Annotated in this window: 14 protein-coding genes and 2 pseudogenes; 9 read left to right on the top strand and 7 right to left on the bottom strand. The window is 56.2% G+C overall.

The window, feature by feature from the left end; all coding sequences use genetic code 11:
• Nucleotides 1-33 precede the first annotated feature (33 nt).
• The gene (locus L2Y28_RS24945; RefSeq protein ID WP_001143760.1) at nucleotides 34-3,039 is read left to right on the top strand and encodes a Tn3-like element Tn3 family transposase; all 3,006 of its coding nucleotides are present in this window, start codon (nucleotides 34-36) and stop codon (nucleotides 3,037-3,039) included.
• Between the two features lie 277 nt (nucleotides 3,040-3,316).
• Here the strand turns inward: L2Y28_RS24945 and L2Y28_RS24940 are convergent, their stop codons facing one another.
• The 6 genes from L2Y28_RS24940 to intI1 form a co-directional block, all read right to left on the bottom strand.
• Nucleotides 3,317-3,874: a recombinase family protein gene (locus L2Y28_RS24940; RefSeq protein WP_003100847.1), complete on the bottom strand. Its 558-nt coding sequence runs from the start codon at nucleotides 3,872-3,874 to the stop codon at nucleotides 3,317-3,319.
• The gene (locus L2Y28_RS24935; RefSeq protein WP_003100853.1) at nucleotides 3,868-4,239 is read right to left on the bottom strand and encodes a hypothetical protein; all 372 of its coding nucleotides are present in this window, start codon (nucleotides 4,237-4,239) and stop codon (nucleotides 3,868-3,870) included. The genes L2Y28_RS24940 and L2Y28_RS24935 overlap by 7 nt, the downstream gene beginning before the upstream one ends.
• Nucleotides 4,236-4,736 carry a hypothetical protein gene (locus L2Y28_RS24930; RefSeq protein WP_003100856.1) on the bottom strand — a complete coding sequence of 167 codons (501 nt, stop codon included), beginning with the start codon at nucleotides 4,734-4,736 and terminating at the stop codon, nucleotides 4,236-4,238. The genes L2Y28_RS24935 and L2Y28_RS24930 overlap by 4 nt, the downstream gene beginning before the upstream one ends.
• On the bottom strand, nucleotides 4,733-5,059 hold the full coding sequence (locus tag L2Y28_RS24925; RefSeq protein ID WP_003100858.1) for a hypothetical protein: 327 nt from the start codon (nucleotides 5,057-5,059) through the stop codon (nucleotides 4,733-4,735). Before L2Y28_RS24925 ends, L2Y28_RS24930 begins: the two co-directional genes overlap by 4 nt.
• Before the next feature lie 254 nt (nucleotides 5,060-5,313).
• Nucleotides 5,314-5,670 (bottom strand): cupin domain-containing protein, encoded by a 357-nt coding sequence (locus tag L2Y28_RS24920; protein ID WP_003465043.1) that lies wholly within the window; start codon nucleotides 5,668-5,670, stop codon nucleotides 5,314-5,316.
• Nucleotides 5,671-6,124: 454 nt separating this feature from the next.
• A complete protein-coding gene (gene intI1, locus L2Y28_RS24915) occupies nucleotides 6,125-7,138 on the bottom strand; it encodes a class 1 integron integrase IntI1 (RefSeq protein WP_000845048.1) in 1,014 nt (337 codons plus the stop codon).
• A gap of 156 nt (nucleotides 7,139-7,294) precedes the next feature.
• Here intI1 and dfrA15 point away from each other — a divergent pair, with 156 nt between their 5' ends.
• The 6 genes and pseudogenes from dfrA15 to L2Y28_RS24885 all read left to right on the top strand — a co-directional run bounded on the left by dfrA15 (nucleotide 7,295) and on the right by L2Y28_RS24885 (nucleotide 11,048).
• A complete protein-coding gene (gene dfrA15 / locus L2Y28_RS24910; RefSeq protein ID WP_001355915.1) occupies nucleotides 7,295-7,768 on the top strand; it encodes a trimethoprim-resistant dihydrofolate reductase DfrA15 in 474 nt (157 codons plus the stop codon).
• Nucleotides 7,769-7,968: 200 nt separating this feature from the next.
• On the top strand, nucleotides 7,969-8,316 hold the full coding sequence (locus L2Y28_RS24905) for a quaternary ammonium compound efflux SMR transporter QacE delta 1 (protein WP_000679427.1): 348 nt from the start codon (nucleotides 7,969-7,971) through the stop codon (nucleotides 8,314-8,316).
• Entirely contained in the window at nucleotides 8,310-9,149 is an 840-nt protein-coding gene (gene sul1, locus L2Y28_RS24900; protein ID WP_000259031.1) for a sulfonamide-resistant dihydropteroate synthase Sul1, read from the top strand. The genes L2Y28_RS24905 and sul1 overlap by 7 nt, the downstream gene beginning before the upstream one ends.
• Nucleotides 9,150-9,276: 127 nt before the next feature.
• Nucleotides 9,277-9,777 (top strand): GNAT family N-acetyltransferase, encoded by a 501-nt coding sequence (locus L2Y28_RS24895; protein WP_000376623.1) that lies wholly within the window; start codon nucleotides 9,277-9,279, stop codon nucleotides 9,775-9,777.
• Between the two features lie 320 nt (nucleotides 9,778-10,097).
• A pseudogene (locus L2Y28_RS24890) lies at nucleotides 10,098-10,166 on the top strand (EAL domain-containing protein); the annotation flags it as partial.
• 117 nt (nucleotides 10,167-10,283) lie between these two features.
• Nucleotides 10,284-11,048, top strand: a complete 765-nt coding sequence (locus L2Y28_RS24885; RefSeq protein WP_001389365.1) for an IS6-like element IS6100 family transposase — start codon at nucleotides 10,284-10,286, stop codon at nucleotides 11,046-11,048.
• Between the two features lie 139 nt (nucleotides 11,049-11,187).
• Here the strand turns inward: L2Y28_RS24885 and L2Y28_RS24880 are convergent.
• Nucleotides 11,188-11,253: pseudogene (locus L2Y28_RS24880) on the bottom strand (EAL domain-containing protein); the annotation flags it as partial.
• Nucleotides 11,254-11,314: 61 nt separating this feature from the next.
• Between L2Y28_RS24880 and L2Y28_RS24875 the strand changes: the two are divergent.
• Together L2Y28_RS24875 and L2Y28_RS24870 are read left to right on the top strand one after the other, a co-directional pair.
• On the top strand, nucleotides 11,315-12,127 hold the full coding sequence (locus tag L2Y28_RS24875; protein WP_004187445.1) for a DUF4158 domain-containing protein: 813 nt from the start codon (nucleotides 11,315-11,317) through the stop codon (nucleotides 12,125-12,127).
• 78 nt (nucleotides 12,128-12,205) lie between these two features.
• The gene (locus L2Y28_RS24870) at nucleotides 12,206-13,210 is read left to right on the top strand and encodes an IS110-like element IS4321 family transposase (RefSeq protein WP_000427623.1); all 1,005 of its coding nucleotides are present in this window, start codon (nucleotides 12,206-12,208) and stop codon (nucleotides 13,208-13,210) included.
• Nucleotides 13,211-13,247: the final 37 nt, after the last annotated feature.

The following is a 13,247-nucleotide window of genomic DNA, read 5'->3' as shown; positions in this document are numbered from 1 at the left end:
GTTACTAAATGCCCGTCAGGCAGGGAGGCCGATATGCCCGTTGACTTTCTGACCACTGAGCAGACTGAAAGCTATGGCAGATTCACCGGTGAACCGGATGAGCTTCAGCTGGCACGATATTTTCACCTTGATGAAGCAGACAAGGAATTTATCGGAAAAAGCAGAGGTGATCACAACCGTCTGGGCATTGCCCTGCAAATTGGATGTGTCCGTTTTCTGGGCACCTTCCTCACCGATATGAATCATATTCCTTCCGGCGTCCGGCATTTTACCGCCAGACAGCTCGGGATTCGTGATATCACCGTTCTTGCAGAATACGGTCAGAGGGAAAATACCCGCCGTGAGCATGCAGCGCTGATACGTCAGCACTATCAGTATCGTGAATTTGCCTGGCCCTGGACATTTCGCCTTACCCGTCTTTTATATACCCGGAGCTGGATAAGCAACGAACGTCCTGGCCTGCTTTTCGATCTGGCGACAGGGTGGCTTATGCAACATCGTATTATTCTCCCCGGAGCCACTACGCTGACCCGGTTGATTTCAGAGGTAAGGGAAAAGGCGACGTTGCGCCTGTGGAACAAACTGGCACTGATACCGTCAGCCGAACAGCGTTCACAGCTGGAGATGCTGCTGGGGCCAACTGATTGCAGCCGCCTGTCTTTACTGGAATCACTGAAAAAGGGCCCTGTGACCATCAGTGGTCCGGCGTTTAATGAAGCAATTGAACGCTGGAAAACTCTGAACGATTTTGGCCTGCATGCTGAAAACCTGAGTACACTCCCGGCTGTGCGCCTGAAAAATCTCGCACGTTATGCTGGTATGACTTCGGTGTTCAATATTGCCAGGATGTCACCGCAGAAAAGGATGGCGGTTCTGGTTGCCTTTGTCCTTGCATGGGAAACGCTGGCGCTGGATGATGCATTGGACGTTCTGGACGCCATGCTGGCCGTTATCATCCGTGACGCCAGAAAGATTGGGCAGAAAAAACGGCTCCGCTCGCTGAAGGATCTGGATAAATCTGCATTGGCGCTCGCCAGCGCATGTTCGTACCTGCTGAAAGAAGAAACACCGGACGAATCGATTCGTGCTGAGGTGTTCAGCTACATCCCAAGGCAAAAGCTGGCTGAAATCATCACGCTTGTCCGTGAAATTGCCCGGCCCTCAGACGATAATTTTCATGAAGAAATGGTGGAGCAGTACGGGCGCGTTCGTCGTTTCCTGCCCCATCTGCTGAATACCGTTAAATTTTCATCCGCACCTGCCGGGGTTACCACTCTGAATGCCTGTGACTACCTCAGCCGGGAGTTCAGCTCACGGCGGCAGTTTTTTGACGACGCACCAACGGAAATTATCAGTCGGTCATGGAAACGGCTGGTGATTAACAAGGAAAAACATATCACCCGCAGGGGATACACGCTCTGCTTTCTCAGTAAACTGCAGGATAGTCTGAGGCGGAGGGATGTCTACGTTACCGGCAGTAACCGGTGGGGAGATCCTCGTGCAAGATTACTACAGGGTGCTGACTGGCAGGCAAACCGGATTAAGGTTTATCGTTCTTTGGGGCACCCGACAGACCCGCAGGAAGCAATAAAATCTCTGGGTCATCAGCTTGATAGTCGTTACAGACAGGTTGCTGCACGTCTTTGCGAAAATGAGGCTGTCGAACTCGATGTTTCTGGCCCGAAGCCCCGGTTGACAATTTCTCCCCTCGCCAGTCTTGATGAGCCGGACAGTCTGAAACGACTGAGCAAAATGATCAGTGATCTACTCCCTCCGGTGGATTTAACGGAGTTGCTGCTCGAAATTAACGCCCATACCGGATTTGCTGATGAGTTTTTCCATGCTAGTGAAGCCAGTGCCAGAGTTGATGATCTGCCCGTCAGCATCAGCGCCGTGCTGATGGCTGAAGCCTGCAATATCGGTCTGGAACCACTGATCAGATCAAATGTTCCTGCACTGACCCGACACCGGCTGAACTGGACAAAAGCGAACTATCTGCGGGCTGAAACTATCACCAGCGCTAATGCCAGACTGGTTGATTTTCAGGCAACGCTGCCACTGGCACAGATATGGGGTGGAGGAGAAGTGGCATCTGCAGATGGAATGCGCTTTGTTACGCCAGTCAGAACAATCAATGCCGGACCGAACCGCAAATACTTTGGTAATAACAGAGGGATCACCTGGTACAACTTTGTGTCCGATCAGTATTCCGGCTTTCATGGCATCGTTATACCGGGGACGCTGAGGGACTCTATCTTTGTGCTGGAAGGTCTTCTGGAACAGGAGACCGGGCTGAATCCAACCGAAATTATGACCGATACAGCAGGTGCCAGCGAACTTGTCTTTGGCCTTTTCTGGCTGCTGGGATACCAGTTTTCTCCACGCCTGGCTGATGCCGGTGCTTCGGTTTTCTGGCGAATGGACCATGATGCCGACTATGGCGTGCTGAATGATATTGCCAGAGGGCAATCAGATCCCCGAAAAATAGTCCTTCAGTGGGACGAAATGATCCGGACCGCTGGCTCCCTGAAGCTGGGCAAAGTACAGGTTTCAGTGCTGGTCCGTTCATTGCTGAAAAGTGAACGTCCTTCCGGACTGACTCAGGCAATCATTGAAGTGGGGCGCATCAACAAAACGCTGTATCTGCTTAATTATATTGATGATGAAGATTACCGCCGGCGCATTCTGACCCAGCTTAATCGGGGAGAAAGTCGCCATGCCGTTGCCAGAGCCATCTGTCACGGTCAAAAAGGTGAGATAAGAAAACGATATACCGACGGTCAGGAAGATCAACTGGGCACACTGGGGCTGGTCACTAACGCCGTCGTGTTATGGAACACTATTTATATGCAGGCAGCCCTGGATCATCTCCGGGCGCAGGGTGAAACACTGAATGATGAAGATATCGCACGCCTCTCCCCGCTTTGCCACGGACATATCAATATGCTCGGCCATTATTCCTTCACGCTGGCAGAACTGGTGACCAAAGGACATCTGAGACCATTAAAAGAGGCGTCAGAGGCAGAAAACGTTGCTTAACGTGAGTTTTCGTTCCACTGAGCGTCAGACCCCTAATGCTATTTGTTGCCGGAATGAGAGGGTTAATGCTAATGTACGCGTACATTAGCATTAACCAAGTTTCGATAACCGCGCAGCAACAGTCTTCCAAAGACTGAAACAATGAGTCTTGAATGTCTCATAAAAATGCAATTGATAAGTAATGACTTACCTATTATTTGTCGGTATAGTTCTTTCGGTGACTCACTTGAAAGGACTCAATATGGGGGTCGTCTCAGAAAACGGAAAATAAAGCACGCTAAGCGTGCGTGGAGGCTGGCACCCAGCGGTACAGCGTCGGAATGGACACGCCGAGGTTCTTGGCCACGTCCTTGGGCGGCACCCCGCTGGCCAGCAGCTTCTTGGCCGACTCGATCTTGCTGTCGGTCATCTTCGGCTTGCGGCCGCCTTTGCGGCCGAGCTGCTTGGCGACTTCCAGCCCGGCGCGGGTGCGCTCGACGGTCAGCTCGCGCTCCATTTCGGCAAGGCTCGCCATGACGTGGAAGAAGAACCGCCCGGATGGTGTGCCGGTGTCGATGGAGTCGGTGAGGCTCCTGAACTGGACACCGTGCTTGTGCAGATCGCCGACCAGATCGACCAGTTGCTTGACCGACCGGCCCAGCCGGTCGAGCTTCCAGACGACCAAAGTATCGCCTTCGCGCAGCATTTCGAGCGTCTTGGCCAAGCCAGGCCGGTCTGCCCGCGTGCCACTCACCTTGTCCTCGAAGACCTTTTTACATCCGGCCTTGCTCAAGGCTTCGCGTTGCAGCTCCAGGTTCTGATCCTGCGTCGAGACGCGCGCATAGCCAATCAACATGGCTTGTCTCGCGCCCGGTCGATGCGTTCCTGCATCGCCTGCATCACTTCTTCGTGGGTGTACGATCTGGCGTTGGCGTCGGTGGCTTGCCGCAGGGCTTCCTCAACCTCGCGCGTCATCCGCTCGTAATCCTCCGGCCACAGCGCTTGCTCCATGCGCAGCGACGCCTGACCCAGCAGGTGCAGCAGGCTGAACAGCCGCATGTCGTTGGTGGCGACGATGCGCTCCCGAATCTGCTCCTGAATAGCTTCGCTAGCCCGATGCGCTTGTGGTGTGGCAGTCCCCTCGTAGTCAGCGGGGAATTCCGCTTCCTCGGCAATCCTTGCCCAGGCGCTGGCCAGCGCCTCGATGGTTGACGTGCTCATTTCCGCCGCTCCTGTGCTCTTTGGCGAATCAACCGGCCAAGGGGCCTCGACGCGAAAACCAGCAGCATCACGCCTATCGGATACCAGGTCGAGAAGACCACCAAGGCATCGAAGGCTGGCCGTCCGGTGTTGGTAGGCAGTACGGCGGTCACAGCCATCAACCCGCCGACCGTCCAGATGATGCGCCACACGTAGGGCATCACGCGGGGCACGTAGCCGTCATCGAAAGCGGTCTGGTAGTAGCGGCGCAGGCCGCGCTCGGCAAGCGCCTGGCGCTGCCGCTCCGACAGCGCATCCGTCCGGCCATACCAGCGCCGGAATGGTGGACAGCGCAGCAGCAAAGGGGTGAAGAGGATCATCACCGCCACGATCGCGACACCCCACGCCATGACGGCGCCGGCATCGGGCCGCTTGGCGTTCTCGATCACGGGCGCGAAGACGCCCGGAGCACCGATCATCCAGAACAGCGCAATGTGCTGATGGAAGGAGAGCTTCATTTGCTCATCCACTTGCGCAGCAGGCGCTTTTTCAGGGAGGCGCGTTCTTGCGGGTTGCGTCCCTTGTGATTGGCGATGCGATCCGCCGTGGCGGCCTGGCGCTTGACGGGCCAGTAGGAGCGGCCATCCTTGCCCATCGACCAGACGCTGCTGGCCTGGTTTTCCAGCAGGGGCAGATGGGCGCTCAGGGCTTCGGGCGACGCGCTGGTCAGCGCCGTGCGCTCACGGGTGCGCCAGCGCTGATGCCAGAGCTTCTTGTCCTCGCGCTCGCTGCCGCAGGTCGTGTGCCCGACGATGGGTGTTTTGCGGCGGCTGCGGCTCATAACGTAGTGGTCTCCAAGAACATTCAGGACTGATCCCAGGCGTCGATGGTCAAGACCTGATCGGCAGGACAGGCGGCTACGCGGTCGGGAACTGGATGGTGTTCAGTCTCATGCCGACCCCATTCGATTGATCGCGTCGCTTGCGGCACGCTGCGACGCAAGGAGGTTTGCGACCTGGTTTAGCAGCCGTGTCCGCTGCATGTCTGTTACCTATCTCCCCGACCGCTCATTGGACCAACTCCAGAGATTGGGCTCTATCGCTCAGCCAATACGAAACCGGCATTGGCTGATGCCACAACCGAGACGAACACAAATGGCTCGGTACCTGTATTTCGCGCCCCGTGCACTTGGCCCGGTCTTGCCACGGCTATCTCACCTTCCCTGAGGGCACGAACAATCCCATTGCCCTGAAAGTAATCAGCCATTCCCGACAAAACAGTCCACGTGTCTTGGCCGTGAGGATGAATGTGAGCCGCAATTTCCTGCCCGGGATGGACATGCCAAACCACGATAATTGAGTCTCGGGTTTCAAGCACAACGGAACGAATAGGCTCGCCTTCGGACGGCTGAACATACTCGGCTACAGAAAATATTCTCGATTCAACAGTCATCGGTGATCCCTCTTTCACAGTGCCCCCAGACAGGCTGGATATGAGTTCTAACTCGAATTTGAACGGGAGGCTGGTCGTGCGGTCGTGCAGTTGCCGATGAGCGTGTCGGCTGCTGCCTCCTTGCCCACCAGCGAACCAGACGGTCGCATGCGCATCCTTTCTTATCGAAACTCGTTGAGATGATATGCAATCAAGAATAGAATTTCAAGAACTATTTTCGAGAATCGCAATGCCTTGATTCCCGTGCCGCGCTGTCGTTTTCAGAAGACGGCTGCACTGAACGTCAGAAGCCGACTGCACTATAGCAGCGGAGGGGTTGGATCCATCAGGCAACGACGGGCTGCTGCCGGCCATCAGCGGACGCAGGGAGGACTTTCCGCAACCGGCCGTTCGATGCGGCACCGATGGCCTTCGCGCAGGGGTAGTGAATCCGCCAGGATTGACTTGCGCTGCCCTACCTCTCACTAGTGAGGGGCGGCAGCGCATCAAGCGGTGAGCGCACTCCGGCACCGCCAACTTTCAGCACATGCGTGTAAATCATCGTCGTAGAGACGTCGGAATGGCCGAGCAGATCCTGCACGGTTCGAATGTCGTAACCGCTGCGGAGCAAGGCCGTCGCGAACGAGTGGCGGAGGGTGTGCGGTGTGGCGGGCTTCGTGATGCCTGCTTGTTCTACGGCACGTTTGAAGGCGCGCTGAAAGGTCTGGTCATACATGTGATGGCGACGCACGACACCGCTCCGTGGATCGGTCGAATGCGTGTGCTGCGCAAAAACCCAGAACCACGGCCAGGAATGCCCGGCGCGCGGATACTTCCGCTCAAGGGCGTCGGGAAGCGCAACGCCGCTGCGGCCCTCGGCCTGGTCCTTCAGCCACCATGCCCGTGCACGCGACAGCTGCTCGCGCAGGCTGGGTGCCAAGCTCTCGGGTAACATCAAGGCCCGATCCTTGGAGCCCTTGCCCTCCCGCACGATGATCGTGCCGTGATCGAAATCCAGATCCTTGACCCGCAGTTGCAAACCCTCACTGATCCGCATGCCCGTTCCATACAGAAGCTGGGCGAACAAACGATGCTCGCCTTCCAGAAAACCGAGGATGCGAACCACTTCATCCGGGGTCAGCACCACCGGCAAGCGCCGCGACGGCCGAGGTCTTCCGATCTCCTGAAGCCAGGGCAGATCCGTGCACAGCACCTTGCCGTAGAAGAACAGCAAGGCCGCCAATGCCTGACGATGCGTGGAGACCGAAACCTTGCGCTCGTTCGCCAGCCAGGACAGAAATGCCTCGACTTCGCTGCTGCCCAAGGTTGCCGGGTGACGCACACCGTGGAAACGGATGAAGGCACGAACCCAGTGGACATAAGCCTGTTCGGTTCGTAAACTGTAATGCAAGTAGCGTATGCGCTCACGCAACTGGTCCAGAACCTTGACCGAACGCAGCGGTGGTAACGGCGCAGTGGCGGTTTTCATGGCTTGTTATGACTGTTTTTTTGTACAGTCTATGCCTCGGGCATCCAAGCAGCAAGCGCGTTACGCCGTGGGTCGATGTTTGATGTTATGGAGCAGCAACGATGTTACGCAGCAGGGCAGTCGCCCTAAAACAAAGTTAACCCCTAAGGAAGTATCGTGAAACTATCACTAATGGCAGCAATTTCGAAGAATGGAGTTATCGGAAATGGCCCAGATATTCCATGGAGTGCCAAAGGGGAACAATTACTCTTCAAAGCGATTACCTATAATCAGTGGCTTTTGGTAGGCCGAAAGACTTTCGAGTCAATGGGGGCTTTACCCAACCGAAAATATGCCGTTGTAACTCGTTCAAGCTTCACTTCCAGTGATGAGAATGTATTGGTATTTCCATCTATCGATGAAGCGCTAAATCATCTGAAGACGATAACGGATCATGTGATTGTGTCTGGTGGTGGTGAAATATACAAAAGCCTGATCGATAAAGTTGATACTTTACATATTTCAACAATCGACATTGAGCCAGAAGGTGATGTCTATTTTCCAGAAATCCCCAGTAGTTTTAGGCCAGTTTTTAGCCAAGACTTCGTGTCTAACATAAATTATAGTTACCAAATCTGGCAAAAGGGTTAACAAGTGGCAGCAACTGACCGCCAAAAGTGTCACTTGTTTTGCCAAAAAGCCGGCAAAACAAGCGCCAATTTTGTCGGCAGCTGTGCCAGGCGTTAGATGCACTAAGCACATAATTGCTCACAGCCAAACTATCAGGTCAAGTCTGCTTTTATTATTTTTAAGCGTGCATAATAAGCCCTACACAAATTGGGAGATATATCATGAAAGGCTGGCTTTTTCTTGTTATCGCAATAGTTGGCGAAGTAATCGCAACATCCGCATTAAAATCTAGCGAGGGCTTTACTAAGCTTGCCCCTTCCGCCGTTGTCATAATCGGTTATGGCATCGCATTTTATTTTCTTTCTCTGGTTCTGAAATCCATCCCTGTCGGTGTTGCTTATGCAGTCTGGTCGGGACTCGGCGTCGTCATAATTACAGCCATTGCCTGGTTGCTTCATGGGCAAAAGCTTGATGCGTGGGGCTTTGTAGGTATGGGGCTCATAATTGCTGCCTTTTTGCTCGCCCGATCCCCATCGTGGAAGTCGCTGCGGAGGCCGACGCCATGGTGACGGTGTTCGGCATTCTGAATCTCACCGAGGACTCCTTCTTCGATGAGAGCCGGCGGCTAGACCCCGCCGGCGCTGTCACCGCGGCGATCGAAATGCTGCGAGTCGGATCAGACGTCGTGGATGTCGGACCGGCCGCCAGCCATCCGGACGCGAGGCCTGTATCGCCGGCCGATGAGATCAGACGTATTGCGCCGCTCTTAGACGCCCTGTCCGATCAGATGCACCGTGTTTCAATCGACAGCTTCCAACCGGAAACCCAGCGCTATGCGCTCAAGCGCGGCGTGGGCTACCTGAACGATATCCAAGGATTTCCTGACCCTGCGCTCTATCCCGATATTGCTGAGGCGGACTGCAGGCTGGTGGTTATGCACTCAGCGCAGCGGGATGGCATCGCCACCCGCACCGGTCACCTTCGACCCGAAGACGCGCTCGACGAGATTGTGCGGTTCTTCGAGGCGCGGGTTTCCGCCTTGCGACGGAGCGGGGTCGCTGCCGACCGGCTCATCCTCGATCCGGGGATGGGATTTTTCTTGAGCCCCGCACCGGAAACATCGCTGCACGTGCTGTCGAACCTTCAAAAGCTGAAGTCGGCGTTGGGGCTTCCGCTATTGGTCTCGGTGTCGCGGAAATCCTTCTTGGGCGCCACCGTTGGCCTTCCTGTAAAGGATCTGGGTCCAGCGAGCCTTGCGGCGGAACTTCACGCGATCGGCAATGGCGCTGACTACGTCCGCACCCACGCGCCTGGAGATCTGCGAAGCGCAATCACCTTCTCGGAAACCCTCGCGAAATTTCGCAGTCGCGACGCCAGAGACCGAGGGTTAGATCATGCCTAGCATTCACCTTCCGGCCGCCCGCTAGCGGACCCTGGTCAGGTTCCGCGAAGGTGGGCGCAGACATGCTGGGCTCGTCAGGATCAAACTGCACTATGAGGCGGCGGTTCATACCGCGCCAGGGGAGCGAATGGACAGCGAGGAGCCTCCGAACGTTCGGGTCGCCTGCTCGGGTGATATCGACGAGGTTGTGCGGCTGATGCACGACGCTGCGGCGTGGATGTCCGCCAAGGGAACGCCCGCCTGGGACGTCGCGCGGATCGACCGGACATTCGCGGAGACCTTCGTCCTGAGATCCGAGCTCCTAGTCGCGAGTTGCAGCGACGGCATCGTCGGCTGTTGCACCTTGTCGGCCGAGGATCCCGAGTTCTGGCCCGACGCCCTCAAGGGGGAGGCCGCATATCTGCACAAGCTCGCGGTGCGACGGACACATGCGGGCCGGGGTGTCAGCTCCGCGCTGATCGAGGCTTGCCGCCATGCCGCGCGAACGCAGGGGTGCGCCAAGCTGCGGCTCGACTGCCACCCGAACCTGCGTGGCCTATACGAGCGGCTCGGATTCACCCACGTCGACACTTTCAATCCCGGCTGGGATCCAACCTTCATCGCAGAACGCCTAGAACTCGAAATCTAACGTCCGTTCGGGCATCGAGGTCCATGTCGGGGTGGGACGGGCCCGTGGCTTCAAGATCACTTGCAGTCCGACCGCGATGTCTTGGTTGCGCGAGAGGTTGTCGATATCCTCCACTTCCATCATCAACCCTGGATAATGCCGCCGCCGTCATCGCCGCCGACGCCCGTGCCGGGCTTTTCGGGCCTGTCAGGCTTGCTCGGCCTTCAGCCTGCCTGGGCGAGATCTCCGGCGGACGGATTAACGGCGGAGCTTCGCCGCCTTTCGTGCGTGTGAAGGCCGAAGATAGTTCTCTCAAAAACATCCGTTTATGAGAGATACCAAATGTCATTTTCAGAAGACGACTGCACCAGTTGATTGGGCGTAATGGCTGTTGTGCAGCCAGCTCCTGACAGTTCAATATCAGAAGTGATCTGCACCAATCTCGACTATGCTCAATACTCGTGTGGGCTCTGTTGCAAAAATCGTGAAGCTTGAGCATGCTTGGCGGAGATTGGACGGACGGAACGATGACGGATTTCAAGTGGCGCCATTTCCAGGGTGATGTGATCCTGTGGGCGGTGCGCTGGTATTGTCGCTATCCGATCAGCTATCGCGACCTTGAGGAAATGCTGGCGGAACGCGGCATTTCGGTCGACCATACGACGATCTATCGCTGGGTCCAGTGCTACGCCCCGGAGATGGAGAAGCGGCTGCGCTGGTTCTGGCGGCGTGGCTTTGATCCGAGCTGGCGCCTGGATGAAACCTACGTCAAGGTGCGGGGCAAGTGGACCTACCTGTACCGGGCAGTCGACAAGCGGGGCGACACGATCGATTTCTACCTGTCGCCGACCCGCAGCGCCAAGGCAGCGAAGCGGTTCCTGGGCAAGGCCCTGCGAGGCCTGAAGCACTGGGAAAAGCCTGCCACGCTCAATACCGACAAAGCGCCGAGCTATGGTGCAGCGATCACCGAATTGAAGCGCGAAGGAAAGCTGGACCGGGAGACGGCCCACCGGCAGGTGAAGTATCTCAATAACGTGATCGAGGCCGATCACGGAAAGCTCAAGATACTGATCAAGCCGGTGCGCGGTTTCAAATCGATCCCCACGGCCTATGCCACGATCAAGGGATTCGAAGTCATGCGAGCCCTGCGCAAAGGACAGGCTCGCCCCTGGTGCCTGCAGCCCGGCATCAGGGGCGAGGTGCGCCTTGTGGAGAGAGCTTTTGGCATTGGGCCCTCGGCGCTGACGGAGGCCATGGGCATGCTCAACCACCATTTCGCAGCAGCCGCCTGATCGGCGCAGAGCGACAGCCTACCTCTGACTGCCGCCAATCTTTGCAACAGAGCCTCCGTCGCCATGCTCACCTCGCTTTGGTGCACACGAGTATTGAGCATAGTCGAGATTGGTGCAGATCACTTCTGATATTGAACTGTCAGGAGCTGGCTGCACAACAGCCATTACGCCCAATCAACTGGTGCAGTCGTCTTCTGAAAATGACACGCGCCGGTTGCCTTGGCGGGCTTGTCACAAACCTACGTTTTCAAGAAGAAGGAAACCGCATGCCCCGCCGTTCGATCCTCTCCGCCGCCGAGCGCGAAAGCCTGCTGGCGTTGCCGGACACCAAGGATGAGTTGATCCGTCACTACACGTTCAGCGAAAGCGACCTCTCCATCATCCGGCAGCGGCGCGGCCCGGCCAATCGGCTGGGCTTCGCGGTGCAGCTCTGCTACCTGCGCTTTCCCGGCGTCATCCTTGGCGCTGATGAGCCACCGTTCCCGCCATTGCTGAGACTGGTCGCCAACCAGCTCAAGGTCGGCATCGAAAGCTGGGACGAGTACGGGCAGCGTGAGCAGACCCGACGCGAGCACCTGGTCGAGCTGCAAACGGTGTTCGGCTTCCAGCCGTTCACGATTGGCCACTACCGGCAGGCTGTCCAGTTGCTGACCGAGCTGGCCATGCAAACCGACAAGGGCATCGTGCTGGCCAGAGCCTTGATCGAGCACCTGCGGCGGCAGTCGGTCATTGTGCCCGCCCTCAACGCCGTCGAGCGGGCGAGCGCCGAAGCGATTACCCGCGCCGTGTTCTTCAACCGCCTGGGGGAAATCCGCGACCGCAGCTTCGAGCAGCAGCGCTACCGGGCCAGCGGCCTCAACCTGGTGACGGCGGCCATCGTGCTATGGAACACGGTCTATCTGGAGCGGGCCGCGAACGCCTTGCGTGGCCACGGTCAAGCCGTCGATGACGGCCTGTTGCAGTACCTGTCGCCGCTCGGCTGGGAGCACATCAACCTGACCGGCGATTACCTCTGGCGCAGCAGCGCCAAGATCGGCGCGGGCAAGTTCAGGCCGCTACGGCCGCTGCAACCGGCTTAGCGTGCTTTATTTAATGAGATGGTCACTCCCTCCTTCCCGGTACTATGCTGAGGACAGGCTTTCATTCGGAGAACTATCATGGAAAACATTGCGCTCATTGGTATCGATCTGGGTAAAAACTCTTTCCATATTCATTGCCAGGATCGTCGCGGGAAGGCTGTTTACCGTAAAAAATTTACCCGGCCAAAGTTGATCGAATTTTTGGCGACATGCCCCGCTACAACCATCGCAATGGAAGCCTGTGGCGGTTCTCACTTTATGGCACGCAAGTTGGAAGAGTTGGGGCATTCCCCAAAGCTGATATCACCACAATTTGTCCGCCCGTTCGTTAAAAGCAATAAAAACGACTTTGTCGACGCCGAAGCTATTTGTGAAGCTGCATCGCGTCCGTCTATGCGTTTTGTGCAGCCCAGAACGGAATCTCAGCAGGCAATGCGGGCTCTGCATCGTGTCCGTGAATCCCTGGTTCAGGATAAGGTAAAAACAACCAATCAAATGCATGCTTTTCTGCTGGAATTTGGCATTAGCGTTCCCCGAGGAGCTGCCGTTATTAGCCGACTGAGTACCATTCTTGAGGATAATAGTTTGCCTCTTTACCTCAGCCAGTTATTGCTGAAATTACAACAGCATTATCACTATCTTGTTGAGCAGATTAAAGATTTGGAATCCCAGTTGAAACGAAAGTTGGACGAAGATGAGGTTGGACAGCGCTTGCTGAGCATTCCCTGCGTCGGAACACTGACAGCGAGTACTATTTCAACTGAGATTGGCGACGGGAAGCAGTACGCCAGCAGCCGTGACTTTGCGGCGGCAACAGGGCTTGTACCTCGGCAGTACAGCACGGGAGGTAGGACGACATTGCTGGGAATTAGTAAGCGAGGTAATAAAAAGATCCGAACTTTGTTGGTTCAATGTGCCAGGGTATTCATACAAAAACTGGAACACCAGTCTGGCAAATTGGCCGATTGGGTCAGGGATTTACTGTGCCGGAAAAGCAACTTTGTCGTCACTTGTGCTCTGGCAAACAAGCTGGCCAGAATAGCCTGGGCCCTAACGGCACGACAGCAAACTTATGTAGCATAACGGCAGAAATACACCGGTTTAAAGAATTACTGATCTG

This window comes from Enterobacter sp. JH25 (genome assembly GCF_021725435.1).
GTDB classification, from domain to species: domain Bacteria; phylum Pseudomonadota; class Gammaproteobacteria; order Enterobacterales; family Enterobacteriaceae; genus Enterobacter; species Enterobacter intestinihominis.
This window is presented reverse-complemented; position numbering and strand designations above follow the sequence as displayed.